Here is a 25,115-nt window from a genome sequence, read left to right on the forward strand (position 1 = left end):
CAAACACATAAAGGTTCCTTACAAGTTTTTCGATATTGTTCAATTTTCAAGGTCCTGTGCGCCTCAGCCGTTCGGCTGACGACCTGTTTATTTTACCACCGAAGTGGTTTTTTGTCAAGTCCTTTTTTCGAAGCTTTTGAACTTTCTGAACTTGAATCATCTTGAAGTTTCTCGGCGCTAACCGGTCTTTCTTGACGCTCATTGGTTCTTTTCAAGGGCTTCGTGCTGAACTTGAAGAAGTCGTTCTTTTCGTTCAGCGCTTGGCGCTCAAGTATAATACCACACCCCGCCCCTCCTGTCAACACTTTTTGACAACTTTTTTCCAAGTTTTTTGCATACACCGCAAAACCACTACCTGCCATAAGGGGGAAATGCGCCGCGCCTGCTACCGCAGGCGCGGCGGGCCGGGGCCCGGCTCAAAACCGTCTGCCTCTCCGTGCCATTCCGACCGATGCATTTTCCCTTATATAATGTAATATAAGGCTTTCGCCGTATAATATTTTGCGATATTACACCGCGGAAATGCATGTTCCTTGTCAAGAGGTCTTTGCTCAGATTTTATCCTGAAAATTGTCCATGAATTTTGGGCAAAGCTCCAAAACGCAAAATGTAGTGGTATTTTTCTTGACTTGCCACTAGATAGTGATAGAATAGAGCTACATTCAGTTTGTTGGATATCGTGTGCGCAAACGGGTATCTCTTATTGTAAGAGGTGCCCGTTCACACTGTCAGTTGGAGGAGAGCTTATGAAGATCATCAAACGCAACGGCGCAGAGGTTCCCTTTGATATTACCAAGATCATCACCGCTGTCACCAAAGCCAGCGATTCGGTGGGCGGCCAGAGCCGTCTGACCAAAGACCAGATCACCCAGATCGCAGCAGATGTCACCGACCAGTGCCAGGCGCTGAACCGCGCCGTCAGCGTGGAAGAAGTGCAGGATATGGTGGAGAACCAGCTCATGGACATCAAGGCCCATGATGTTGCCCGCCACTATATCACCTATCGTTATGTCCAGAGCCTGAAGCGCCAGACCAACACCACGGACGAGCGCATCCTGAGCCTGATCGAGTGCCAGAACGAGGAAGTCAAGCAGGAGAACGCCAACAAGAACCCCACCGTGAACAGCGTGCAGCGCGACTACATGGCCGGCGAGATCTCCAAGGACCTGACTGCCCGCCTGCTGCTGGACCCGGAGATCGTGAAGGCCCATCAGGAAGGCCTGATCCACTTCCACGATTCCGACTACTTTGCCCAGCACATGCACAACTGCGACCTGGTGAACCTGGAGGACATGCTGCAGAACGGCACCGTGATCTCCGGCACCTATATTGAAAAGCCCCACAGCTTTTCCACCGCCTGCAACATTGCCACCCAGATCATCGCGCAGGTGGCGTCCAACCAGTACGGCGGCCAGAGCATCAGCCTGACCCACCTGGCCCCCTTCGTGGATGTCTCCCGCAAGAAGATCGCCGCCGAGGTGGAGCTGGAGATGGAAGGCCTGAACGTCTCCACCGAGCGCAAGAAGGAGATCGTGGAGCGCCGCCTGCGCAGCGAGATCAACCGCGGCGTGCAGACCATCCAGTATCAGGTGGTCACCCTGATGACCACCAACGGCCAGGCGCCGTTCATCACCGTGTTCATGTACCTGGGCGAGGCCCGCAACGCGCAGGAGAAGGCCGACCTTGCCATCATTATTGAGGAGACCATCCGTCAGCGCTATCAGGGCGTGAAGAACGAGGCCGGTGTGTGGATCACCCCCGCCTTCCCCAAGCTGATCTATGTGCTGGAGGAGGACAACATCCGCCCCGGCACCCCGTATTATTATCTGACCGAGCTGGCCGCCAAGTGCACCGCCAAACGCATGGTGCCCGACTACATCTCCGAAAAGAAGATGCTGGAACTGAAGGTGGACAAAAACGGCGAGGGCCACTGCTACACCTGCATGGGCTGCCGCAGCTTCCTGACCCCTTATGTGGACCCCGAGACCGGTAAACCCAAATACTACGGCCGCTTCAATCAGGGTGTGGTCACCATCAATCTGGTGGATGTCGCCCTGAGCTCCAAGGGCAACTTTGAGAAGTTCTGGAAGATCTTCGACGAGCGGCTGGCCCTGTGCCACCGCGCCCTGCAGGCACGCCACAAGCGTCTGCTGGGCACCCCCAGCGACGCCGCGCCCATCCTGTGGCAGTACGGCGCACTGGCCCGCCTGAAGAAGGGTGAAAAGATCGACAAACTGCTGTTCGGCGGCTACTCCACCATCAGCCTGGGCTATGCCGGCCTGTATGAGTGTGTGAAGTATATGACCGGCAAGAGCCACACCGACGCCGGTGCCAAGCCCTTTGCCCTGAGCGTGATGCAGCACATGAACGACAAGTGCAACGAGTGGAAGAAGGCCGAGAACATCGACTACTCCCTCTACGGCACCCCGCTGGAATCCACCACCTACAAGTTCGCCAAGTGCCTGCAGAAGCGCTTCGGCATCGTGCCCGGCATCACCGACAAGAACTATATCACCAACAGCTACCATGTCCACGTCTCGGAGCAGATCGACGCCTTCACCAAGCTGAAGTTCGAGTCCGACTTCCAGCGTCTGTCTCCGGGCGGTGCCATCAGCTATGTGGAAGTGCCCAACATGCAGGACAACTTGGAAGCCGTCATGAGCGTGCTGCAGTTCATCTACGACAACATCATGTATGCCGAGCTGAACACCAAGTCCGATTACTGTCAGGTGTGCGGCTACGACGGCGAGATCAAGATCGTGGAAGACGACGGCAAGCTGGTGTGGGAGTGCCCCAAGTGCGGCAACCGTGACCAGAACAAGCTGAACGTTGCCCGCCGCACCTGCGGCTACATCGGCACTCAGTTCTGGAACCAGGGCCGCACGCAGGAGATCAAGGACCGCGTGCTGCATCTGTAATTATGATTTGAATGCCCTCCGCTTCGCTCTAGGCATAACAGCGGAAATATTATTTTTGATTTCACGTTTGGAGCGGCCTGCGGGCCGCTCCAAACGTATTTTCACCGGAAGGGCCGCAACGGCAAGCTTCCTGTCCATTGAAAACTTATTTGCAAATTACGGGAATCACTTATGAACTACGCAACCATTAAATATTACGACATCGCCAACGGCCCGGGCGTGCGCACCAGCGTGTTCGTGTCCGGCTGCCGCCACCACTGCCCGGGGTGCTTCAATGCTGTGGCATGGGACTTCGGCTACGGCCAGCCCTTTGACAAAGCCACCCGCAACGAGGTGTTTGCCTCCTGCCAGCCGGACTACATCGCCGGGCTTTCCCTGCTGGGCGGCGAACCCATGGAACCGGAGAACCAGCGGGAGCTGCTGCCCTTTGTGCGCAACTTCAAGGCCCTGTACCCGAACAAAACGGTGTGGTGCTACTCCGGCTACACCTGGGAGCAGCTCACCGGCAAAGAGCCCAGCCTTGCCCGGTGCGAAGCCACCGACGAGCTGCTCAGCCTGCTGGATGTGCTGGTGGATGGTGAGTTCGTCGAGGCCAAACACGATATCTCCCTGCGCTTCCGCGGCAGCAGCAACCAGCGTCTGCTGGATGTGAAAAAGACCCTTGCCGCCGGGCAGCCCGTGTGGTGGGAGGACGAAAAGGTGTTCGCCACCCACACGATGGACAAATAACCAAAACAGAAAGAGCGCCCAATTTTTCACGTTTCATGAAAGCACTGTGGAAAATCGGATGCTCTTTTCTTTTGTCTTTATTCCCGGCTGCCCACCGCATCCTCGATGATGCGCAGGAAGGCATTGCCGTAGCGGGCGGCTTTCTTTTCGCCCACGCCGCTGATGTTCAGCAGCTCGTCGATGCTCATAGGCTTTTTCACGGCCATCTCCCGCAGGGTGGCATCGCTGAACACCACGAAGGCCGGTACGTTCTGCTTGCCCGCCAGACGCTTGCGCTGGGCATAGAGGGCGTTCAGCAGCTTTTCGTCGAATTCGCTCAGCTCGCCTGCGGCCGCGGTCGACTTGCTGCGGCGCGGCTTTTCGGCCAGGCGGCGGGCATTGTCGGCGGCGCGGCGGCGGGAGTATTCCAGCTGCAGCTGGGCTTCCTGCTCCTCGGCCAGGCAGCAGGAGCAGTTGCCGCACTTGGCCGGGGCCGCTTCGCCGAAATACTGCAGCAGAAAGCCCCGCAGGCACTTGGGCGTGGTGGAATAAAATGTCATGTACTTGAGCCGCTCCTCGGCCTTGCGGGCGGCTTCGGCCTTCACGTCTGCGGGCAGGCCGTTGTCTGCTTCCAGCTCCTTCTCGATAAAGAACCGAATGGTGCGCACATCGGTGCCGGAGTAAAGCAGCGTGCACCGGGCGGGCTGCCCGTCGCGGCCGGCGCGGCCCGCCTCCTGATAGTAGCTCTCGAGGTCCTTCGGCATATTATAGTGGATGACGAACCGCACGTTGGGTTTATCAATACCCATGCCAAAGGCGTTTGTGGCCACCATGATCTGCACCCGGTCGTAGAGGAAATCGTCCTGATTCTTCCGCCGGGTATCGGCGTCCAGCTTGGCGTGGTAGGCGGCGGCCCGGATCCCCCGGCTCTGCAGCAGGCGGGCCGTCTCATCCACCTGCTTTGTGGTGCTGCAGTAGACGATGCCCGCGTTGTCGCCCTCTTTGAGCACAAGGTCCAAAAGCTCCTTGGGCTTCTGGCTGGGCAGGGCCCGCCGGGTCTCGAAGTAGAGGTTGGGCCGGTCAAAGCTGGTGGTCACCTCGTAGGGCTTCTGCAAAGCCAGATGTTCCCGGATGTCGTCCCGCACATGGGCGGTGGCCGTGGCCGTGAACGCCCCCACCACCGGACGCTGGGGCAGGCTCGCCACAAAATCCCGGATGCGCAGGTAGCTGGGGCGGAAGTCCTGCCCCCACTGGCTGATGCAGTGGGCCTCGTCCACCGTCACCATGCTGATCTCCCGCTCCTGCACCAGCCGCTGGAAGCCCGGCATCTCCAGTCGTTCCGGGGCCACATAGATGATCTTGTACCAGCCCTCCCGGGCACGGTGCAGCATCAGGGCCTTCTGGTTGTCGGTGAGGCTGTTGTTCAAAAAAGCCGCCGCCACACCAGCCTGCACAAGGGCTCCCACCTGATCCTTCATCAGGCTCACCAGCGGCGACACCACGATGGTGATGCCCGGCAAAAGCAGCGCCGGCACCTGATAGCAGATGGATTTGCCCGCACCGGTGGGCATCACGGCCAGAACATCCTGCCCGGCCAGCAGCCGCTGCACGATCTGCTCCTGCCCGGGGCGGAAGCTGTCGTAGCCAAAAACTTTTTTCAGGATGCTGTGCGGGTTTTCCATGAGTTCCTCCGTTATAATAGATGAGCGGTGCCTTCCAAACTGTACCAGTATACCACAAAAGCCGCCTTTTGCGCAGGAAAACACGCCGATTTCCGGCAAAAAGCACGAAAAGCCACGGTTAATTTTTGCAAACGATAGCTTTTCAGGCGCGAAAATGCTATAATAAGGCTACATCTCTCCATCCCGGCCGACGCTGTGCCGGACTCGAAGAAAAAGGAGCATCTTTTATTATGCAGAAACTTATCACCTTTGCGGTCCCCTGCTACAACTCTGCAGCCTACATGCGCCACTGCATCGAAACGCTGCTGTCCGCAGGCGAGCAGGCCGAGATCATTCTGGTGGACGACGGTTCCGTCAAGGACGAGACCCCGGCCATCTGCGACGAATATGCCGCCAAGTACCCCACCATCGTCAAGGCCATCCATCAGGAGAACGGCGGCCACGGCGAGGGCGTCAACCAGGGCATCCGCAACGCCACCGGCCTGTACTACAAGGTGGTGGACAGTGACGACTGGCTGGACACCGATGCCCTGAAGAAGGTGCTGGCAAAGCTGACCACCCTGGTGGCCCGCGGCACCGCACCGGACCTGATGATCTGCAACTACGTCTATGAGCATGTGGAGGACGGCACCAGCCACACCGTGCGCTACACCAACGTCTTCCCCGAGAACCGCCTGTTCAGCTGGATGCATGTGGGCCACTTCCGCCCGGACCAGAACCTGCTGATGCACTCGGTGATGTACCGCACCGGGGTGCTGCGCCAGTGCGGCATGGTGCTGCCCAAGCACACCTTCTATGTGGACAACATCTTCGTCTATCAGCCCCTGCCCTACGTCAAGAGCATGTATTATATGGACCTGGACCTGTACCGCTACTTCATCGGCCGCGCCGACCAGAGCGTGAACGAGAGCGTCATGGTCAAGCGTGTGGACCAGCAGCTGCGGGTCACCAAACACATGATCGCCTGCCAGGACCTGGACGCTCTGAAGGATCAGAAGCGCCTGCGCTCCTACATGGTGCATTACCTCTCGGTGATGATGGCCATCAGCGACATCTTCCTGCTGCTGGACGGCACCGACGAGGCCAAGGCAAAGCGCACCGAGCTGTGGCAGTACCTGAAGGCCAACACCAGCACCGGCGTGTACAATGCCGTCAAGTTCAACCTGGGCGGCCTGACCAACATGAAGTTCCCCGGCAGCGATAAGGTCATCCTCGGCGCTTACCGCACCGCCCGCAAGATCTTCAAATTCAACTAAAGGGGCTCTCCGTCCTCTCCTGAATTCGCAGCCTGCTCTCCCGAAAGGGAGAGCTTTTTTGCATTTCCCGGTTCCCCTTGCAAAAGCGCCCCCTCCCGGAGGGACCGACAAACCCGTCAGGGGTTGACTGCGCAGGTCTTTCGGCAAAATTTCTTTGCCAATTTTCCGGACAACCGTTGCTTTTTGCCGCTGCGGCGAGTATACTGGATTTGTATGCATTTTTTGTCCGGCCGCAGTGCGTTCCCCTTTCGGTTTTCCCTTTCGCGCGCGGCTTCGTTCATTTTTTGACAAGGAGGAATGGGAGCCGCCTGCGGATCATGGCCGGTTCCCGCACAACGACCCATGGAGCAAATGCTGATCTGTCTGTCCCTCGCGCTCATCGCAGGCCTGCTGATGTCCCGTCTTGCAAAGGCGGTGCACCTTCCGGCTGTCACCTCGTATCTGGTCGCCGGGCTGCTGCTGGGCCCGTTTTTTCTGGGGCGGCTGGGCCTCGGCCGCATCGGCTTCGGCTTTGACAGCCTTGCCGCTGTGGAAGGCTACGGCATCATCACCCAGGTGGCGCTGGGCTTCATCGCCTTCGTCATCGGCAACGAGTTCCGCCTGAGTGCCCTCAAGCGCATGGGCCGCCAGGCCGTCACGGTGGGCATTGCGCAGGCCGTCATCACCACGGCGCTGGTGGACGCGGCCCTCATCGCGCTGCACTTTGCCCGCCCGGACGTCATCTCCATGGCGTCGGCCATCACGCTGGGCTCTATTGCCGCCGCTACCGCACCCGCCGCCACCCTGATGGTGGTCAAGCAGTACAAAGCTTCCGGCCCGCTGACCCACCTGCTGCTGATGGTGGTGGCCATCGACGATGCCGTGGGCCTAGTGCTGTTCTCGGCTTCCTACGGCGTGGCAAACGCGCTGGAGCAGGGCCGCATCGACCCGGTGAGCGTCATCCTCGAGCCGCTGCTGGAGATCATTCTGTCGCTGGCACTGGGCGCGGCCGCCGGTTATGTGCTGAACCTGCTGGAGGTCTACTTCCACTCCCGCTCCAAGCGCATGAGCCTTTCGGTGGCCTTCGTGCTGCTGACGGTGGGCCTTTCCATGACCGAGTTCGAGATCAATGGCACCCGCTGCGGCTTCTCGCTGCTGCTGGTCTGCATGATGACCGGCACCGTGTTCTGCAACATCTGCCCCACCTCAGAGGAACTCATGGACCGCCTGGACCGCTGGGTGTCCCCCATCAATATCCTGTTCTTCGTGCTTTCCGGTGCCGAGCTTGACCTGACCATCCTTGCAAACCCGCTGGTGCTGCTCATCGGTGTGGTGTACATCGCGGCCCGCTCGGCCGGCAAGATCAGCGGCTCCTGGCTGAGCTGCCGCGCCACCCGCTGCAGCCCGGATATCCAGAAGTGTCTGGGCATCACCCTGCTGCCGCAGGCCGGTGTGGCGCTGGGCATGGCGGCCACGGCTTCCCAGCTGTCGGACGGCCACATGGTGCGCAACGTGGTGCTGTTCTCGGTGCTGGTGTACGAGCTGGTGGGCCCCACGCTGACCAAGATGTCCCTGACTGCTGCCGGAGAAATTCGTCCCGAGGGCCGCACCAGCGCCCGCGTGGAGAACAAGCCGGAAACGCCGGTCGCAGTGGAGTAAACAACGATTTAGAATTGTCTCCGCTTCGCTCTGACAATCATAGCGGAAAAATTATTTTTAATTTGCAAAAAAGAAAAGCCTGCGGGCTTTTCTTTTTTGTTTTTTCACGGGAGGAGTCGTAACGGCAAACGGCATCTGCTGCCGCTGGCTCCCTGCGGGAGCATCGCGCCAGCGGCGGATGCAGGGAGGAGCTGTTGGGGCAGCGGCCTGCAGGATGCGAGTGCCGCCCAAGGCACGAAGCAGACGCAGGGTGCCGCAACCCGTCGGCTCCAGCGCGTCGAAATCGCTGCGACCTTGCCGCGCTGAACACGCGGCATTTGCTTCGCAAACCGGTCTGCGGCTTAAAAGCCCCACTGGGGCTTTCATGCCCTCCGGGCACCGCCGTCCTTTCTGGTTCTCTTTTGTCCGTCAAAAGAGAACATCTTCGTCCGGTGAAGCATTTCCCAGAAAATCCGAAACTTTCCCTCTCTGTGCAGAAAACATTTCTTTCTCTCCACCGTTCTACACAAAAGGTTGCTTCTTGTCGAATTGACACGGAATCATTGACGAAAAATATTATTTTTTGTATACTAAGCTTGTCAGCATTGGCATGATTTTCCTGTTGTGTCATTGGCTGTCATTGCAGTGTAGCGCAGGCGTGCCCGGAAGGTGCAGCCTGCATGTCGCAAAGATGCCGTTTTGCGCGGCATTTTTTCACCAGTTTGCGATCATGAAAAAGGAGAATGGTATACTATGAAAAGCACCGGCATTGTCCGCGGCATCGACGCGCTGGGGCGCATTGTTCTGCCCAAAGAACTGCGCACCAACCTGCGCCTGGATACCGACACCAAGCTTGAGATCTTCGTGGATGGCGATGCCATCGTGCTCAAGAAGCACCGCCCCGCAGGCAGCTGCGATTTCTGCGGCGAGGTGGACGACGGTGCCGTCCAGTTTGCAGGTTACTGCATCTGCCCGGCCTGCCGCCGCAAGATCGGCGCGCTGTAATTCACACAAAGGAGGCTCCCTCATGAGTCCGATGATCGACTTCACGGTCCCCTCCACCGTTCCGGGGCGGACGCTGCACGCGTTCCGCTGTGTGCCGGAAGGTGAAGTGCGGGCCGTTCTTCAGCTGTCCCACGGCATGGTGGAGTTCATCGACCGCTACAAACCCCTGGCCGAGTACCTTGCCGGGCGGGGCATCCTGGTCACCGGCCACGACCATCTGGGCCATGGCGGGTCCATCCGCTCAAAGGACGACTACGGCTACTTCGCCGAGCCGGACGGCAACCGCGCCGTGCTGGCCGACCTGCACGCCATGACCATGCGCACCAAGGAGCTCTACCCCGATGTGCCGTATTTCCTGCTGGGCCACAGCATGGGCTCCTTCTACGCGCGGCAGTACTTGTGCGAGTATGGCCGCGAGCTGGATGGTGCCATCATCATGGGCACCGGCTTCCAGCCCAAGGCGCTGGTGCAGTTTGCCAAGACCACCTGCCGGGTGCTGGCCGCCTTCCACGGCTGGCACTACCGCAGCAAGCTGGTGGCGAACCTGTCCTTCCTGGGCTACAACAAGGGGCTGGAGGGCCGCACCACCCACGACTGGCTCAACCGCGACGCCGCCGAGGTGGACAAGTATCTGGCCGACGAGCGCTGCACCTTCACCTTCACGCTGAACGCCTACTATAGCATGTTCAGCGGCATCCTGCGTTTGCATGACCCGGCCTTCCTCGCGCAGATGCCCAAAGACCTGCCGCTTTTGTTCCTGGCCGGTGATGCCGACCCCGTGGGCGAGCAGGGCAAGGGCGTGCGCCGCGCCATCCAGAGCCTGGAAAGCGTCGGCGTGCAGAACATCGAGAGCAAGTTCTACCCCGGTGCCCGCCACGAACTGCTGGTGGAAACGAACCACCAGGAAGTATTCCAAGACATCGGCGACTGGCTGGAAAAGCAGCTTTCCCGCTGACGCCTGCATTCCCGCATCCTTATCCTGTCATCCCCTTCGGATGGCGGGATTTTTTGCGTCTTTTTGGCATTTTTTCGCTTTCGGCGGTCTTGCAGACCGTGCCGCATTTTGCGAATGTTTGTCTTGTTTTCTCCCCTTTCGTCGATTGGATTGACAGTTTTTCCAGAAAATGGTATGCAATAACTGTTCCAGCCCCGATGACAGAAGGGCGCGATGTGAAAAGTACCGTTTATCACGCTTTTATCGTGTGCATCTGATCAGCAAGGAGATGGATCGTATGACAAACAAAAAATTCAAACTGGCCGCCATGTCGCTGGCCCTCACCGCCTGTGTGGCCGCCAGCCCGCTTTCCGCAGGGGCAGAAGCCCCCGAAGCCGCCGCCGATGTGCAGCCCTCTGCCGCTGCCGACACTGCCACCGAGGACAAGCCGTCCCCGGAAACGGTTGCTGCGGAAGAACCCGCCGCCGAAGCTGCCGCGGACCCTGTGGAAGAAACGCCTGCCCAGAGCACCGAGGAACCTCCCGCTCAGGAGCCGGAAGCCGCCCCCGCCGGGGATGCGGCGGTCCTGCCTGCCCTGCCCGGGGCGCGCCCGGTGGTGGTAGACATGCCCGCTGCAGAAGCACCCGCAGACGCGGCCGGAGAGCCTGCGGAAGCGGCAGAAGATCCCAAAGATGCCGCCGATTCCGCTGAGGAAACAGCGGAGGATGCCGATGCTGCCGAAGACGCTGAAACGCCTGAGCCCCCAGAGATCGCCATTGCCCGCCCGGACGCCGCACAGCCTGCCGTGCAGCCCGGCATTGCCGCGCCCGCCATACAGCCCGGCGGCATCAGCGTGATGCTGCCCGGCGAGACCCGGCAGGTCGCCCTGAACACCCAGGCTTCCAACGAAGACGGCACCGTGATGGGCGATTTTGAAACGGTCGTGAAGAATGCCAAAGCCGGTCAGGAGATCATCCTGCAGGAAGACTACACCGGCAGCCTGACCATCTTTGACTGGATCCGGCTGAACCTGAACAAAAAGACCGTCACCGGCACCATTACCGTTGACCTGAGCGGAAAGAAAGCCGATGGCTCCCGCGGCACCGTCGAGATCGTGAACGGCACCATTACCGGCGGCACGGAGAGCGGCGTGAAGATCACCGGTGCCGAGGGCTCCGAGATTCTGCTGAAGGACCTCACCATTACCGGCAACCGGAACGACACCTCCGGCTATGGCGGCGGCGGTGTCTGCGCGGACAGCGGCGATCTTACCATCGACCACTGCCGAATCACGGATAACACCGCAGCCAATGGTTCCGGCGGCGGCGTCAGCATGGGCGGCAAGCACGGCGGGACCGTCGAAAACGCTTCCCTCACCATCAAGGACAGCGTGATCTCTGGCAACACCAGCACTGCACAGGGCGGCGGTGTTTATGCTGCCGTCACCGACGGCTCGGTCTCCATCACCGGCAGCACCCTTTCGGGCAACAGCGCCACTGCGCAGGGCGGCGGCATCTCCGTTTCCACTTCCGGCAGCACTGACGTCACCCTTTCGGGCAACACCATTCTGGAGAATACGGCCGGACAGGACGGCGGCGGCATTTATCTTTCCCGCCCTGAACAGAGCGAGACCGCCCCGGATACCACCGTCTGCGGCAATACCATCCAGAAAAACAGCGGCAAAAATGGCGGCGGCATCTATATCCGCAACTCCATGCCCAACCGCACGATTGCGGGCAGCGTGACCAACACCGTTGAGCAGGAAGTGCTTGACATCGGCAGCACCGTCGTCATCTCCGGCAACACGGCCGGACAGCTGGGCGGCGGCATCTACGCCGACAACGGCGTTACGGTCCGGCTGGCCGGTTACCTGCTCAACAACCATGCCGGTACGGCCGGGGCTGACCTGTATCTGACGGCCGGTTCCACCGAGGACAAGAACCGGAATGTGCTGGTCCTGCGCCGGGTCAGCAAGGACGACGACTGGACACTGGTGGACTGCGGCCACACCATTGATGGCTGGTATATTGATGGCGACGAAGATGGAAACAATCGCTGGAATGCCGATGCCACCGTGGATGCGGACGGCAATGAGATCCCGAAGTTCATCATGAATCTGGACACTCTGCTGGATGGCTCGGACTATACGATCCTGCAGGATGAAAACGGAGATTATGTCATCACCGTCGGCGGCAAGGCCCTCGCTCTCAAGGCCGCCCACGCGGTGATCCCTCCGGAGCCCACCCCCGACCCGGAGCCGACGCCGGGCCCGAACCCCACGCCTGATCCCGAGCCGACCCCCATCACCCCGGAAACACCCGAGAGCCCGGAAGTGCCCGAGGCCCCCGGCGAGACCCCTGTGACTCCCATCAGCACGCCCACGCAGACCGTTGCCCCCAGCGGCACGCATCTGCCCCAGACCGGAACCAGCCTGTTCGCTGCCCTGGCCATGGCCCTGAGCGGCATCGCCCTCACCGCCGCCGGTGCCTGGGCCAGCCTGACCGGCCGCCGCTGCCGCCACTGAGCCTGCCCGGAGCCATTCCCTCAAAGACACAAAAATCCCCCGGAACTGCGGTCCCGGGGGATTTGCTGTTTTTAGAAAACTTATGCTTTTTTCGGGGCGATCCAGCCGTCGATCACCTTCACCAGCGCCTTGCCGCGGCGGCCCAGGAGCTTGGGCAGCAGCACGCGGGCCATGGCCCACACACCGGCAAAGTTGTACAGGATGATGGCTGCGGTGATCAGGCCGGTCCACAGGCCGTAGAGCGGCGTTTCCGCCAGCAGCACGAAGGCTTCGAACAGCAGCGCCGCCGCATTGACGGCCACACGGCCCGGGTGCACATGCATCCCGATCATGCGGTGGGCGTCGATGGCGCGCAGGGTGAACACCAGACCCAGACCCAGGAAGGAGGCGTAGGTCGCGCCCACAGGGCCCCAGGCTTTGATGAAGAAGTAGTTCATGATGCAGTTGCTGATGGCACCCGCCATCATGGTGATCATGCTGCGGGAAGACTTCTTGTTCACAACATACACGCTGTTCAGGAACTGGTTGAAGCAGCTGCAGGTGGAAGCCAGCGCCAAAAAGGGCACAAAGTGCCAGGCGTAGTAGTAGTTGGACTTCATAACGTGCATGACCGGGCGGCACAGCCAGATGATGCCCGCCGCGCAGCAGAACAGCACGCTGGAATAGGTGCGGAAAATTTTGGTGAAGAACTTTGCGCGGCCGTCTTCCTCGGTCACAGCAGAAAGCTGCCACGCGTCGTAGAAGATCAGGCCCAGGGTGGTCAGGATGGTGGGCAGGAAGTAGCCGGTGGAGAGCAGGCCGCTCCATGCGTTGCCGTCGCGGCCGTCCAGCCCGTTGCACATCTCACGCACAAAGAACAGGTCCGACGCGTTGATGATCCAGAAGCTGATCTGCGCCGGGATCATGGGCAGCGAGAAGCGCAGCATCTGCTTCCACAGGTCCTTGTTGAGGCCCTTGAGCTCCACATAGTTCCACAGCTTGCCGGTGAACATGAGGAACAGCACGCTGACAAGGTCGCCGCTGATGATGGCCAGCAGGTAGCCGTTGGCACCCCACTTGAAGCCCACCAGATACAGCACATAGAAGGCCATGGTGGCCACGGTGCACAGCACGCCGTCCACGGCCACCAGCTTGTTCCACTGGCGGCTGCGCACGAACTGGGTGCACAGCGTGCGCAGGCAGCTCATAAGCACATAGATGTAAATGAGCAGGCCGTACTGCGCCATATCGGGCAAAAACCGCGCCACGGGCCAGCACAGCACCAGAATGCCAAAGCCGCCCAGAATGGTGAGCAGGCCGTTGGTGAACACCTGCTTTTCACTGTTGCCCTTGTCCAGTCCGAAGCGGATGATGGCGTTGGACATGCCCATGGACACGAACGGGATGAGCAGGTTCGCGTACTGGCTCAGAATTTTGGAAAGGCCCAGGTCCGAGACCTCGGCCATGGCGTAGGTGAGGAACGGCTGAACGATCAACGTCAGCAGCTTCGACGAAAAGCTGCTGATCGCAAAGATCAGCGTGTTGCCGGCCAGTTTGGAATATTTATCGCCGGACTTATTTTCGTTTTCCAAGGGAACTCCCCTCCTGTTTTACTTCAAAAGATTCCGCCGGGCCTTCCAGTCCGGCAGCAGCTTTGCCACCTCGGCCCAGAAGGCCGGGCTGTGGTTCGGCTGCAGAAAGTGGCAGTATTCGTGCACCACCACATAAATTTGTGCCGCTTCCGGCTGGTTGTACAGCTGCAGCGCAAAGGTGATCTGCCGCTTTGCCATGTGGCACACGCCCCACCGGCTGGTCATGCTGCGTACCTTGATGGTTGGCTTCTGCCCGCCCAGCACCCCGGCAAAAGCCGGGTAGACTTTATCGCTCATGGCGGTAAAGTGGGCCAGCGCGGTCTCTTTGTCCGGCAGGGGCCGGGCGTCCTGCAGGCTGCGCCGCCGGGCACGGGCCTGTGCCTGCTGCACCCACGCGGCGCGTGCGGCCACAAAGCGGTCGGCAGCCTCTGCGCTCGTGCGCAGCGGGATGCTCACCGCCACGGTGCCGTCCTCCCGCACCCGGATGTTCAGGTTTTTCACCCGTTTGCGGGTCAGCTCATACCGGATGCCGCCTGCCGTGCGCAGCTGCGGCACGGGCTGCTGCTTCGCCACGGGGTCAGGATGCCTTTTTGGCGCGGTGCAGCACTTCCAGCGGCAGCTGGGCCAGCACCACGGCGGCAAAGATCAGCGCACAGCCAAAGGCTTCCCGCGCGGAAAGGCTCTGGCTGAGCAGCAGCCAGCCGCCCAGCGCACTGAACACGCTTTCGAGGCACATGATCAGGCTGGCGATGGCGGGGTTCAGGTCCTGCTGGCCTAAGATCTGCAGCGTGTAGGCCACACCGCTGGACAGCACACCGCAGTAGAAAATGGGCAGCGCGTTCTCGGCAAACTGTGCCGCCGTGGGCGCTTCGAACAGAAACGCCGCCACGGTGCTCTCCACCGCCACCACAAAGAACTGCAGCAGGCTCAGCCGCACGCCGTCCACCTGCGGGGCAAAGTGGTCCACCGCCATGATCTGGAAGCTGAACAGCACCGCGCAGCTCAGCAGCACCCAGTCGCTGGACTCGATGCTGCCAAAGCCGTTCTTCATGCACAGCAGATACAGCCCCAGCACGGCAACCACCATGCTCACCCACAGCTGTGCGCTGCCCCTGCGGCCCAAAAACAGGCCGAACACCGGCACCAGCACCACATACATGGCCGTCAGGAAGCCGGCCTTGGCCGTGGACGGGTTGAGGGTGATGCCGATCTGCTGCGCCGCGGACGCCGCGAACAGAAAGGTGCCGCACACAAGGCCCGCCGTCAGCAGCTTTTTCTTTTCTGCGGCGGTCTTGGGCTTTGCATCGGTGCCGTTTTTGCGGCGGATGGCGTCAAACACCAGCACCGTGGGGATCAGCACCACCACGGCAAGCCAGCTGCGCCCGGCCAGAAAGCTGTAGGCTCCCATGCCGGAACCGGCGCTCTGAGCCACAAAGGCCGTACCCCAGATAAAGGAGCACAGCAGCAGAAGCAGGGAATTTTTGGTCTGTGTCTTCATCAGCCGACACCCTCCACCTTCAGCAGGCCGTACAGGTAGTAGCGGCTGGAGTCATAGGAGATGGTCACCCGGTACTGCGCCGCCGGGTCCAGCCCGGAGACGGTGCAGGTGTAGTTCTGGCCGTCGGTCTTGATATAATAGGTGCTGTCCGGCACATACTCGGCACCGCCGTCCACCTTTTTCCACAGGGCCACCTTGAACTTCTGGGTGCCCTCGGCGGTGCCGCAGCCCATGATGTTCAGTGTGCCGGAGGGCACGGTAAAGTAGCTGGTCTGGCGGGTCCAGATGCCGTTGAACACCGCATACAGGGTGCCGTCCACCACGGCCGTGTCAAACTTGGCCGATGCGTCCGCGATGCCCTGAATGATCAGCTGATCACTGGTGGCGTCCGCCCAGCGGGTGGTGTCTTCTTCCTGCACCTGATTGCTGCTGCCGGTGACCTTCTGGGCCACATTTTTCAGCGTTTCCTTGCAGCCGGTCAGGCTCATGACCAGCACCGCTGCTAGCAGCAATGCCAAAAGCCGTTTTTTCATCTTCATAGCGTTCCTCACGAAGCAGATGCTTCCTTTTGTTTTCATCCTCCCGCCCCGCATCTTTCGCCGGGCAGATACAGATATAGTATACCGCATTTTGCGGTGCGGTACAAGATATTTGTCCCGCGCCGCCGGGCAAGAAACGCCCCACCGGGGCTTTTCTTTTTGTGCGGTTTGCCGCCCGATTTTTCACTTTTCAGCCGTTCAGCGACCGCAGGGCTTCGCACTCGGCGGCAGCCAGCGCCGGTGCCCCGGCCCCGAACAGGCTGCCGTAACGGTACAACGCCCAGCCGTCCGCGTTCTGCCCGCGCAGGTCCTCCACCTGCCGGGCCAGCGCGCTGCCGGTGCTCCAACCGCTCACGCTGTCGGCGTTGGCCCCGCCGTCGCCCACGCCCACCCGGTAGGCCCCCAGCCCAAAGTAGAGGACCACGCCCTCTGCCCGGGGGTAGGCCAGCCAGGCAGGCACGATGTTCTCAAAGGCGAAGCGGGTGCTGCCGCTTTGCAGCGTATAACCATAGCCCCAGTACACCTGCGGGCAGAGGTAATCCACTGCCTGTTCTTCGCCGCCGGACGCCAGCCAGCCGGTCACGTCGCTGTACTGGCCGTTGAGATCATTGTCGGGATTCCCCTGCGGACTGATGCCGAACCGCAGCGTCGGGTCGGCGGCCTTCACGGTGCGGTACACCTTCCGCACCAGGGCGCTCACGTTCTCCCGCCGCCAGGCGGCAAGGTCGGCCGCACCGGACGCCGCAAACTGCGCCGCGTCGATGCTCTCCTCCGTGGCGGGGTAAAAGTAATCGTCAAAGTGGATGCCATCCACCGCATAGTTCTGCACAAGTTCTGCCACGCCCTGCACCACATAGTCCGCCGCAGCGGGCTCGGCCGGGTTCAGGTAAAGCCCCTCTCCCACGGCGCAGACCCACTCCGGGTGAGTGCTGGCAAGGTTGTTCTCCGCCAGGTTCGGCGGCATGGCGGCCGACGACCGCAGCCGGTAGGGGTTCACCCACGCTTCCACCGAGAGCCCGCGGCTGTGGGCCTCCTGCAGCAGGATATCCAGCGGGTCAAAGCCGGGGTCCTGCCCCTGGGTGCCGGTGCACAGGTGGCTCCACGGGAACAGCTGGCTTTTATACAGCGCGTCCCCGAAGGGCCGCACCTGCGCCAGCACCGTGTTCAGCCCAAGGCCCGCGCAGTTGTCCAGCATTTCGGCACACCCGGCCCGGAAGGCATCGGCCGAGGAAAAATCCATGGCCGCCCATTCCAGGTAGCTCACCCACACGGCCCGCCACTCCCCGGCAGGCAAGGCCGGGTTCTGAACGGGTAGTTGATCTTCCTGCGTTTTATCCGGTGCGGAAAGGTCTTTCCGCCGCAGCCAGAGCCCCGCCCCCACGCAGGCCGCACCTGCGCCCAGCAGAAAGGCACGCCGCCCGAAGCGGCGCGGTTTCACTTCCGTCTTTTTGGACCTGCGCCGCTGGGTCACAGGGTCTCCTCCTGGGTCTTGTAGAGCACCAGTGCCGCCCAGCCGCGGGCGCAGGCCAGCAGCACGAACATCAGGTTCGTCCAGAAGGCAAAGCTGCTCATACCGGCGTATTTCGTCATCATCCAGAACACCACCCGCATGGCCTCCGCGATGCACACCAGCTGCAGCTGGCGCTGAACGGGCCTGCCGTGGCTGTACTCAATGGCCAGCAGGCTGGGCCACACCAGCGCCGAGCACAGGTCGCCCGCCCAGCCCCCGGCAGCCAGCTTGCTGAGCATCAGCAGCACGAACACCAGCGTGTAATTGCGCTTATCCTTGGCCGGGGCACCCTTCTGCGCGGCCAGAAACAGCACCGCGATGCCGGTGATGCAGAACACGATCAGCTCCAGCCCCGAAAAATCCATGCCGCCCAGCACGGCAAAGCCGCCCAGCATGGACATGGCCGCAGCTGCCAGCAGGAAAAAGTACCAGGTCTTGCGTGTGAATTTGAGCTTCATTGCGTTCCTCCCGCCCGCGCTGTGGCGCAGGCCCTTTGTCAAAAAGTCAAAATTTTCAAAGAATTAAAAATATTATAGCACAAAAGTCCGCGCGTTGTGTTACAATAAGGAAAACTCTTTCGGAGGTGCGCCATGAACGCCGCTGTTTCCATCCTTTTTCTCGCCGCCGTGCTGGGCGTGATCGTCTTTCTGCTCTCCCGGCGGGAGTCTGGCCGCCGCAGCCAGTACGGCCCGTCCGGCCTGTCGGAGTTCCGTACCGACCTTGCGCTGGACGAATGCTTCGACCGTCTGGACGAGCACAGGGACACCGACGTGTTTGCCTACGACTGCCGCCGCGAAAAGGACGGCGGCTTCCTGCTGCACCTGACGCTGCACCAACCCACCCAGCAGCCGCTGGACACCCTTTATACCCTGCGGCTGGACCCCGGCCGCCAGACCGTGGTGACCCTGATCTTCATCCGCGAAGCATTTGGCTACAAGGAGCCGCTGTTCCCGCAGGAAATGCTGGACACCTTCCTGCAGCAGAAGCTGGACGCCCACCGCACCAAATAAACTTTCGGGCAAACGCTTTTCATTTTGCGCAGAATTTGGTATACTGATAGATGCTGCAGTGCAGCATTTGCGGGCTAGTAGCTCAGTTGGTCAGAGCTGGCGGCTCATAACCGCTTGGTCCCGGGTTCAAGTCCTGGCTGGCCCATAACAAAAAAGAACACCCCACAAAGGGGTGTTCTTTTTTGTTATCCGTCAGAGTTTGAACGTTTTCACTTGCACCACTTGGCAAATTCTTCGTCGGTGCACTTGACATAATGGCTGCCGCTCACGAGGTGATTGGTGCCCTTGTTGTAGTCGATGCCGGAAGTGGCGTAGTCGTAGGTCTCGGCCACGCGGCGCTTCTCCACAACGGGGTTCGGCAGCGGGATAGCCGACAGCAGGCTGCGGGTATACGGGTGGATGGGGTTCTCGAAAATTTCTTCGGTGGTGCCTGTCTCCAGCAGGTGGCCCAGATGCAGCACGCCGATGCGGTCCGAGATGTACTTGACCATGGACAGGTCGTGTGCAATGAACAGGTAGGCCGTGCCGGTCTCCTGCTGAATGTCCTTCATCAGGTTGACCACCTGTGCCTGGATGGACACGTCCAGAGCCGAGATGCACTCGTCGGCAATGATCAGCTTGGGGTTCATAATCAACGCCCGGGCAATGCCGACGCGCTGGCGCTGGCCGCCGGAGAACTGGTGAGGGTAACGCTCGGCGTGTTCGGGGGCAAGGCCCACCTTCGCCAGAATTTTCTCCACCTTGTCGCGGCGTTCCTCTTTGGTCTTGTACATGTGGTGGATGTCCAGACCTTCGCCGATGATATCCTCCACCTTCTTGCGGGGGTTCAGGGAGGCCATGGGGTCCTGGAAGATCATCTGCATCTGGGTGCGCAGAGTGTTGTTCTGGCTGTGGCTCAGCTTGCCGCTGATGTCCTGCCCGTCAAAGGTGATCTTGCCGGCGGTAGGGTCATACAGGCGGATGACGCTGCGGCCGATGGTGGACTTGCCGGAACCGGACTCGCCCACCAGACCGTAGGTCTCGCCGGGATAAATTTCAAAGCTGACATCTTCCACGGCCTTGACGGTAAAGCTCTTGCTCACGCGGAAATACTGCTTCAGGCCTTCCACCTTCAGCAGCGGAGCAGCGTTCTGTTCTGCCATTTATTCCGCCTCCTTGATCTTTTCTGCCTCGGCACGCATACGCTCGATGCGCTGAGCAAGCTCAGGCGGCATCTCCACCTTGGGTGCACGGGGGTCCAGCAGCCAGGTGGCTGCATAGTGGGTATCGCTGATCTTGAACATAGGCGGGTCCACTTCGTCGTCGATGTTCAGGGCAAAGTGGTTGCGCGGCGCAAAGGCGTCGCCCGGCTTCTCATGCAGCAGGTTCGGCGGCGAACCCGGGATGGTGTACAGGCGGTCGTCTGCGGTGTCCAGATCAGGCATGGCGGACAGCAGGCCCCAGGTATAGGGGTGGCGCGGCTCGTAGAAAATTTCGTTGATGGTGCCGGTCTCCACGATCTTGCCGGCGTACATGACATCGACATAATCGGCCACTTTTGCCACAACGCCCAGATCGTGGGTGATGTAGATGACCGAAATACCGCGCTCGCGCTGGATGCTGCGGATCAGCTCCAGAATCTTGGCCTGAATGGTCACGTCCAGTGCGGTGGTGGGCTCGTCACAGATCAGCAGGTCGGGGTCGCAGGCCAGTGCAATGGCGATGACCACGCGCTGGCGCATACCGCCGGACAGCTGGTGCGGGTAGCTTTTCATGCGCTTTTCAGCATCGGTGATGCCCACTTCCTCCAGCAGCTGCACAGCCTTCTTGTAGGCGGCATCCTTGGGCATCTTGTAGTGCCACAGCATGCCTTCCATGATCTGCTTGCCGATCTGCATGGTGGGGTCCAGGCTGGTCATGGGGTCCTGGAACACCATGGCGATGCGCTTGCCGTTGATGTGGCGGCGGATCCACTTTTTATCCTTCTGCAGCAGGTCCACGGTCTCGGGGCTGCCGTCGGCGTGATGGTAGCTGAACTCGATGGAGCCGCTGTTCACGATGGCGTTCTGAGCCAGAATGCCCATGGCGGCCTTCATGGTGACCGACTTGCCGGAGCCGGATTCGCCCACCAGAGCGACCGTCTCGCCCTTGTACAGGTCGATGTTCACGCCGCGGATGGCGTGCACCGGGCCTGCGGTGGTCTTAAAGGTAATGTCCAGGTCTCGCACCGACAGGACCTGTTCTTTTTTGTTTTCAGGCATGGGGTGTTCCTCCTTACATACTCTTCATCTTGGGGTCCAGTGCTTCGCGCAGGCCGTCGGCCACGAGGTTGAAGCTCATCATCAGCAGGCTCATGACGACCATGGGCGGGATGATCTGGTAGGGGTGGGTGGTGAAGCTGTTGTACAGCTCACTGATCAGAGAGCCCAGCGAGCACTGCGGCACCGGGATGCCCAGACCAACGAAGGACAGGAACGCCTCGGTGAAGATAGCCGTCGGGATGCTGAACATGACCTGGGTGATGATGGGTCCGATGATGTTGGGCAGCACTTCTTTAAAGATGATGAAGAAGCTGCCGGCGCCCAGCGTGCGGGAGGCCAGGACGAACTCCTGATCCTTCAGCTTGAGCATCTCGGCGCGGGCAATGCGGCTCATGCCCACCCACTCGGTGAGCATCAGGGCAAAGATAATGGTGATCATGCCGGGCTTCAGCACCAGCAGAAGCAGCGTGACGATGACCAGACGGGGGATGCCGTTGGCCACTTCCAGAAAACGCTGCATCACCATATCCACCTTGCCGCCGAAGTAGCCGGAGATCAGGCCATAGCTCATGCCGATGACCATATCAATGACGGCGGCGGCCACCGCGATGATCAGCGAGACACGGGCACCTTCCCAGGTGCGGGTCCAGATATCGCGGCCATAGGTGTCGCTGCCGAACCAGTAGTAGACGTCCTCCTTGCCCTTTTCCACATAGGCATTGACCGTCTTGGAGCCGGTGGTGGTGCTCATCTTTTCGTCACCGTTGAAGATGCCGAAGTTTTCCAGCACCTGTACACGGGGCGCAAAGTTCTTCTGGCTCAGTTCCTGACCGGAGTAGGTATACTCGTTCATGCCGGGGCCAAATGCCGCCAGCAGCACGATAAAGACAACGAGGATCATGCCGAACACGGCGCTCTTTTTGCGGAAGAAGCGCACCCGCACATCCTTCCAGAAGCTCTGGGCCGCAAAGTTGGAGTCCACGGCGATCTCGTCGTCGTTGTGCTTGAGCACGAAGTCCTTTTCGTCGAAGGTGTGCTCAGAATACATGGTATCCACGGCGCTGACGATGGCGTCCGCAGTGGATTCGCCGCCAAGGCGAATTGCTTTTTCTGCCATATCAGTCGTCCCCCTTTGCCAAGCGGATGCGCGGGTCGATGATGCCGTACAGCAGGTCAACGACCAGCATGATGCCAATGTACATGGCGCTGTAGATGAAGCTCAGGCTGATGACCACGTTGTAGTCGTTGGACTGGATGGCGGTCACCAGCAGGCTGCCCACGCCGGGGATGGCGAAGATCTTCTCCACCACCAGAGAACCGGTCATCAGATCAACGATCAGCGGAGCCAGGACCGTGATGATGGGGATCAGGGCGTTGCGCAGAGCGTGGCGGAAGATCAGCGCCGGGCCGGAAATGCCCTTGCTCTCAGCCAGCAGCATGTAGTCGGAATCCAGCACTTCGATCATCTCACTGCGGGTAAAGCGGGCAATGGATGCCATGGTGAACATGGAAAGCGAGATGCTGGGCAGCACGCTGGAGCCGAACACGTCCTTTGCAGAGAACAGCATGGGGAACCACTTCAGCTTGAAGCCGAAGGTGTAGCTCAGGGCCAGCGCGATCACGTAAGACGGCACCGACACACCGATGACCGAAATGATGGTGGCCAGGGTGTCAAAGATGGTGTCGCGCTTGAGGGCTGCGATGATGCCGAGGACAAGGCCCACCACGGCACCCAGTGTGACAGCCATGCCGCCCACACGGATGGAAATGGGCAGACGGGACTGGATCAGCTGGGAGATGGGCGTGTTCTTGGAGATATTGTAGCTGACGCCGAAGTCACCGCGCAGCATGTTGGTCACATAACGGAAGAACTGCACATAGATCGGCTGATCCAGACCGTACTTTGCGTACAGGGATGCGCGCATTTCCGGCGTCAGCTTTTCATCGTTGAAGGGCGAACCGGGCATCAGCTGCATGAGGATGAACAACACCAGCAGGATGGCCAGCAGCGTAAACAACGAAGTGATGATACGCTTGAGCGTGTATTTTTTCACGTTGGGTAGACCCCCTTAAAGTTTCTTCTCCGCCCCGCACGGGGCAGAACGGCTCCCGCCTGCCGCGGTCAGCCGTGCGCCGGACGCGGACAGTGTAAAAGCCAAAAAGTCGCACAGCGGCAATCACGCTGCCACTGTGCGGCATTTTTATCTTACGTCAGACTTAGGCGTTCTTGGTGGTGTTCTTGTAAACACGGTTCAGAGCGCAGGGGTGATGCTCGATGCCGGTAACGGCGGAGGAGATCATCTCAGCATTGCACTGGCCATACAGCGGGAAGATGACTGCCTGCTCCAGAACGATGGACTCAGCGTCATACATTGCCTCCCAGCGGCCTTCGGGATCGGTGCACAGATCGCCGGTGGTGCACTCTGCGATGATGGCATCGTAGTCAGCATCGCTCCACAGACCGTAGTTGTTGGAGTTGCCGGTGACCCACATGCCCAGATAGGTCATGGGATCGGCGTAGTCGGGGCCCCAGCGGGTCAGACCCAGCTCAAAGGTGCCGTCCTGCAGATCCTGCACGCGCTGCTTCTTGGGCTCCACCTTCAGCTCCAGAGTAAAGCCGGGCAGGGTGGTCTGCAGCTGCTCCTGAACGACCTGAGCGACCTTCTGGGGAGCATCGTCGGCATCGACGATCATGGTGAAGGAGAAGGAATCCTTGCCCAGCTCGGCCTTGGCCTGCTCATAGTACTCTGCAGCCTTATCGGGATCGTATGCGCAGAACTCTGCAAACTTGGTCTGGTCGGCGCTGAAATCGCTGCCGTCGGGGCCGGTGGCGAACTGTGCGGGCACTGCGGTGTAGGCGGGAGAAGAACCGTCCTTCAGCACGTCATTAGTGATGGAATCACGATTCAGTGCAAAGGTGATGGCGCGGCGCAGGTTCAGGTTTGCCAGATCCGGCACAGCGTCGATGTTGGGGCTGATGTACCACAGGTAGCCGGCACCCACGCTGGTGAACTCGGGGTCATCCTTGACCTGCTCGACCTGCTCGCCGTTCAGCAGAGTGATATCCAGATCACCGTTCTGATAGCTCATCAGAGCCTGCTGGCTGTCCTTGATGACCTGATAGTTCAGGCCGTCCAGCGCAATGCGGTCGGCATCGTAGTAGTCGGCGTTCTTCACCAGCTCAAAAGCGGTGGCAGCCGGCTCGTAGCTGGTCAGCACGAATGCACCGTTGGACAGCACGGTATCTGCGCTGGTGCCGTAGGTATCGCCGCAGCTCTCAAAGAACTTCTGGTTCATGGGGTAGAAGGTGGGGAAGTACATCAGGCTCAGGAAGTAGCTGACCGGAACATTCAGCTCCACCTTCAGGGTCTTGTCGTCCACAGCGGTAACTCCCAGATCGGTGACGGGCTTGTCGCCTGCAATGATCTCGGCGGCGTTGACCACCTGACCGATATCGCTCAGCATGTAAGAATACTCAGAAGCGTTTGCGGGGTCAACCGCACGCTGCCAGCCGAAGACGAAGTCGGCTGCGGTAACGGCATCGCCGTTGGACCACTTTGCATCCTTCAGGTGGAAGGTGTAGGTCTTGCCGTCCTCGCTCAGCTCATAGCTCTCTGCCAGAGCCTCCACAGCTGCACCGTTCTCGTCCATCTGCATCAGGCCGTCGGTGTAATCAGCGATGACCTCGAAGGAAGTACCATCGGTAGCCAGCTGGGGGTCCAGAGACTGGACTTCGGTCTCCAGCATGATGTTCAGCACGCCGCCCTCAGCGGAGCCGGCAGCTGCACCGGAAGATGCAGTGGAGCCGGAAGCGGCGGTGCTGGAGGAGCCGCCGCAGGCAGTCAGAGCCAGTGCAGCAGCCGATACGCCTGCAGCAGCCAGGAAGCTGCGGCGAGAAATACGACGATCGAATTTCATAATCTTTCCCTCTCTCTCTTACTCTGCTGCTTTAACAAACTGAAGCGGCAGGAACTGAAAAATGCACAAAGGGTTTCGCCCCTCCTCCGGGGCTTGGCACACCTTTGTGCGATACCCGCATTATACGCTGTTCCGCCCAAAAAAGAAAGGCTTCCGACCGCTTTTCTGTGGTTTGACCAATGGTC

21 protein-coding genes and 1 tRNA gene are annotated in these 25,115 nt (G+C 60.2%); 9 read left to right on the top strand and 13 right to left on the bottom strand.

The window, feature by feature from the left end:
- Positions 1 to 92: 92 nt before the first annotated feature.
- On the bottom strand, positions 93 to 362 hold the full coding sequence (locus CGS49_RS13900; RefSeq protein WP_143405805.1) for a hypothetical protein: 270 nt from the start codon (positions 360 to 362) through the stop codon (positions 93 to 95).
- A 384-nt stretch (positions 363 to 746) separates the two neighbouring features.
- On the opposite strand from CGS49_RS13900, the gene nrdD reads away from it, so the two are divergent.
- Positions 747 to 2,918: an anaerobic ribonucleoside-triphosphate reductase gene (nrdD, locus tag CGS49_RS03805; RefSeq protein ID WP_097800588.1), complete on the top strand. Its 2,172-nt coding sequence runs from the start codon at positions 747 to 749 to the stop codon at positions 2,916 to 2,918.
- 171 nt (positions 2,919 to 3,089) lie between these two features.
- The gene (gene nrdG / locus CGS49_RS03810) at positions 3,090 to 3,647 is read left to right on the top strand and encodes an anaerobic ribonucleoside-triphosphate reductase activating protein (protein ID WP_097800589.1); all 558 of its coding nucleotides are present in this window, start codon (positions 3,090 to 3,092) and stop codon (positions 3,645 to 3,647) included.
- Positions 3,648 to 3,724: 77 nt separating this feature from the next.
- On the opposite strand, the gene CGS49_RS03815 is transcribed toward nrdG, so the two are convergent.
- On the bottom strand, positions 3,725 to 5,308 hold the full coding sequence (locus tag CGS49_RS03815; RefSeq protein ID WP_097800590.1) for a RecQ family ATP-dependent DNA helicase: 1,584 nt from the start codon (positions 5,306 to 5,308) through the stop codon (positions 3,725 to 3,727).
- 227 nt (positions 5,309 to 5,535) lie between these two features.
- On the opposite strand from CGS49_RS03815, the gene CGS49_RS03820 reads away from it, so the two are divergent.
- The 5 genes from CGS49_RS03820 (at position 5,536) to CGS49_RS03845 (ending at position 12,644) form a co-directional block, all read left to right on the top strand.
- Positions 5,536 to 6,564: a glycosyltransferase family 2 protein gene (locus tag CGS49_RS03820; protein ID WP_097800676.1), complete on the top strand. Its 1,029-nt coding sequence runs from the start codon at positions 5,536 to 5,538 to the stop codon at positions 6,562 to 6,564.
- A gap of 351 nt (positions 6,565 to 6,915) precedes the next feature.
- Positions 6,916 to 8,202 carry a cation:proton antiporter gene (locus CGS49_RS03825; RefSeq protein ID WP_242975355.1) on the top strand — a complete coding sequence of 429 codons (1,287 nt, stop codon included), beginning with the start codon at positions 6,916 to 6,918 and terminating at the stop codon, positions 8,200 to 8,202.
- A gap of 732 nt (positions 8,203 to 8,934) precedes the next feature.
- Entirely contained in the window at positions 8,935 to 9,186 is a 252-nt protein-coding gene (locus CGS49_RS03835; RefSeq protein WP_097800593.1) for an AbrB/MazE/SpoVT family DNA-binding domain-containing protein, read from the top strand.
- Between the two features lie 22 nt (positions 9,187 to 9,208).
- Complete coding sequence (locus tag CGS49_RS03840; protein WP_097800594.1) at positions 9,209 to 10,141, top strand: alpha/beta fold hydrolase; 933 nt, start codon at positions 9,209 to 9,211, stop codon at positions 10,139 to 10,141.
- A gap of 277 nt (positions 10,142 to 10,418) precedes the next feature.
- A complete protein-coding gene (locus tag CGS49_RS03845; protein WP_097800595.1) occupies positions 10,419 to 12,644 on the top strand; it encodes a right-handed parallel beta-helix repeat-containing protein in 2,226 nt (741 codons plus the stop codon).
- A gap of 80 nt (positions 12,645 to 12,724) precedes the next feature.
- On the opposite strand, the gene CGS49_RS03850 is transcribed toward CGS49_RS03845, so the two are convergent.
- From CGS49_RS03850 to CGS49_RS03875, 6 genes are all read right to left on the bottom strand, one after another.
- Complete coding sequence (locus CGS49_RS03850) at positions 12,725 to 14,215, bottom strand: lipopolysaccharide biosynthesis protein (protein WP_097800596.1); 1,491 nt, start codon at positions 14,213 to 14,215, stop codon at positions 12,725 to 12,727.
- An 18-nt stretch (positions 14,216 to 14,233) separates the two neighbouring features.
- Positions 14,234 to 14,788 carry a M48 family metallopeptidase gene (locus CGS49_RS03855; RefSeq protein WP_097800597.1) on the bottom strand — a complete coding sequence of 185 codons (555 nt, stop codon included), beginning with the start codon at positions 14,786 to 14,788 and terminating at the stop codon, positions 14,234 to 14,236.
- A gap of 4 nt (positions 14,789 to 14,792) precedes the next feature.
- The gene (locus CGS49_RS03860) at positions 14,793 to 15,713 is read right to left on the bottom strand and encodes a DMT family transporter (RefSeq protein ID WP_097800598.1); all 921 of its coding nucleotides are present in this window, start codon (positions 15,711 to 15,713) and stop codon (positions 14,793 to 14,795) included.
- A complete protein-coding gene (locus CGS49_RS03865; protein WP_097800599.1) occupies positions 15,713 to 16,252 on the bottom strand; it encodes a hypothetical protein in 540 nt (179 codons plus the stop codon). Before CGS49_RS03865 ends, CGS49_RS03860 begins: the two co-directional genes overlap by 1 nt.
- Positions 16,253 to 16,442: 190 nt before the next feature.
- The gene (locus tag CGS49_RS03870; RefSeq protein ID WP_097800600.1) at positions 16,443 to 17,723 is read right to left on the bottom strand and encodes a glycoside hydrolase family 10-like protein; all 1,281 of its coding nucleotides are present in this window, start codon (positions 17,721 to 17,723) and stop codon (positions 16,443 to 16,445) included.
- The gene (locus CGS49_RS03875; RefSeq protein WP_097800601.1) at positions 17,720 to 18,220 is read right to left on the bottom strand and encodes a conjugal transfer protein TraD; all 501 of its coding nucleotides are present in this window, start codon (positions 18,218 to 18,220) and stop codon (positions 17,720 to 17,722) included. Before CGS49_RS03875 ends, CGS49_RS03870 begins: the two co-directional genes overlap by 4 nt.
- 132 nt (positions 18,221 to 18,352) lie before the next feature.
- Here CGS49_RS03875 and CGS49_RS03880 point away from each other — a divergent pair, with 132 nt between their 5' ends.
- Together CGS49_RS03880 and CGS49_RS03885 are read left to right on the top strand one after the other, a co-directional pair.
- Positions 18,353 to 18,772 carry a hypothetical protein gene (locus CGS49_RS03880; protein WP_097800602.1) on the top strand — a complete coding sequence of 140 codons (420 nt, stop codon included), beginning with the start codon at positions 18,353 to 18,355 and terminating at the stop codon, positions 18,770 to 18,772.
- A gap of 71 nt (positions 18,773 to 18,843) precedes the next feature.
- Positions 18,844 to 18,917 (top strand) — tRNA-Ile (locus CGS49_RS03885).
- Positions 18,918 to 18,981: 64 nt separating this feature from the next.
- Here the strand turns inward: CGS49_RS03885 and CGS49_RS03890 are convergent.
- The 5 genes from CGS49_RS03890 to CGS49_RS03910 form a co-directional block, all read right to left on the bottom strand.
- The gene (locus CGS49_RS03890) at positions 18,982 to 19,914 is read right to left on the bottom strand and encodes an ABC transporter ATP-binding protein (RefSeq protein ID WP_097800603.1); all 933 of its coding nucleotides are present in this window, start codon (positions 19,912 to 19,914) and stop codon (positions 18,982 to 18,984) included.
- Positions 19,915 to 21,012, bottom strand: a complete 1,098-nt coding sequence (locus CGS49_RS03895; RefSeq protein ID WP_097800604.1) for an ABC transporter ATP-binding protein — start codon at positions 21,010 to 21,012, stop codon at positions 19,915 to 19,917.
- Between the two features lie 13 nt (positions 21,013 to 21,025).
- The gene (locus CGS49_RS03900; RefSeq protein WP_097800605.1) at positions 21,026 to 22,129 is read right to left on the bottom strand and encodes an ABC transporter permease; all 1,104 of its coding nucleotides are present in this window, start codon (positions 22,127 to 22,129) and stop codon (positions 21,026 to 21,028) included.
- Position 22,130: 1 nt separating this feature from the next.
- Positions 22,131 to 23,066 carry an ABC transporter permease gene (locus tag CGS49_RS03905; protein WP_097800606.1) on the bottom strand — a complete coding sequence of 312 codons (936 nt, stop codon included), beginning with the start codon at positions 23,064 to 23,066 and terminating at the stop codon, positions 22,131 to 22,133.
- 163 nt (positions 23,067 to 23,229) lie between these two features.
- Positions 23,230 to 24,930 (bottom strand): peptide ABC transporter substrate-binding protein, encoded by a 1,701-nt coding sequence (locus CGS49_RS03910; RefSeq protein WP_097800607.1) that lies wholly within the window; start codon positions 24,928 to 24,930, stop codon positions 23,230 to 23,232.
- Positions 24,931 to 25,115: the final 185 nt, after the last annotated feature.

This window comes from Faecalibacterium langellae (assembly GCF_002549775.1).
GTDB lineage: Bacteria > Bacillota > Clostridia > Oscillospirales > Ruminococcaceae > Faecalibacterium > Faecalibacterium langellae.

Coding starts and splice junctions, on each gene's coding strand:
- CGS49_RS03865 (WP_097800599.1), bottom strand. CDS start 16,252: ATGAAGATGAAAAAACGGCTTTTGGCATTGCTGCTAGCAGCGGTGCTG.
- CGS49_RS03900 (WP_097800605.1), bottom strand. CDS start 22,129: ATGGCAGAAAAAGCAATTCGCCTTGGCGGCGAATCCACTGCGGACGCC.
- nrdG (WP_097800589.1), top strand. CDS start 3,090: ATGAACTACGCAACCATTAAATATTACGACATCGCCAACGGCCCGGGC.
- CGS49_RS03835 (WP_097800593.1), top strand. CDS start 8,935: ATGAAAAGCACCGGCATTGTCCGCGGCATCGACGCGCTGGGGCGCATT.
- CGS49_RS03845 (WP_097800595.1), top strand. CDS start 10,419: ATGACAAACAAAAAATTCAAACTGGCCGCCATGTCGCTGGCCCTCACC.
- CGS49_RS03895 (WP_097800604.1), bottom strand. CDS start 21,012: ATGCCTGAAAACAAAAAAGAACAGGTCCTGTCGGTGCGAGACCTGGAC.
- CGS49_RS03840 (WP_097800594.1), top strand. CDS start 9,209: ATGAGTCCGATGATCGACTTCACGGTCCCCTCCACCGTTCCGGGGCGG.
- CGS49_RS03890 (WP_097800603.1), bottom strand. CDS start 19,914: ATGGCAGAACAGAACGCTGCTCCGCTGCTGAAGGTGGAAGGCCTGAAG.
- CGS49_RS13900 (WP_143405805.1), bottom strand. CDS start 362: ATGGCAGGTAGTGGTTTTGCGGTGTATGCAAAAAACTTGGAAAAAAGT.
- CGS49_RS03860 (WP_097800598.1), bottom strand. CDS start 15,713: ATGAAGACACAGACCAAAAATTCCCTGCTTCTGCTGCTGTGCTCCTTT.
- CGS49_RS03825 (WP_242975355.1), top strand. CDS start 6,916: ATGCTGATCTGTCTGTCCCTCGCGCTCATCGCAGGCCTGCTGATGTCC.
- nrdD (WP_097800588.1), top strand. CDS start 747: ATGAAGATCATCAAACGCAACGGCGCAGAGGTTCCCTTTGATATTACC.
- CGS49_RS03815 (WP_097800590.1), bottom strand. CDS start 5,308: ATGGAAAACCCGCACAGCATCCTGAAAAAAGTTTTTGGCTACGACAGC.
- CGS49_RS03875 (WP_097800601.1), bottom strand. CDS start 18,220: ATGAAGCTCAAATTCACACGCAAGACCTGGTACTTTTTCCTGCTGGCA.
- CGS49_RS03880 (WP_097800602.1), top strand. CDS start 18,353: ATGAACGCCGCTGTTTCCATCCTTTTTCTCGCCGCCGTGCTGGGCGTG.
- CGS49_RS03910 (WP_097800607.1), bottom strand. CDS start 24,930: ATGAAATTCGATCGTCGTATTTCTCGCCGCAGCTTCCTGGCTGCTGCA.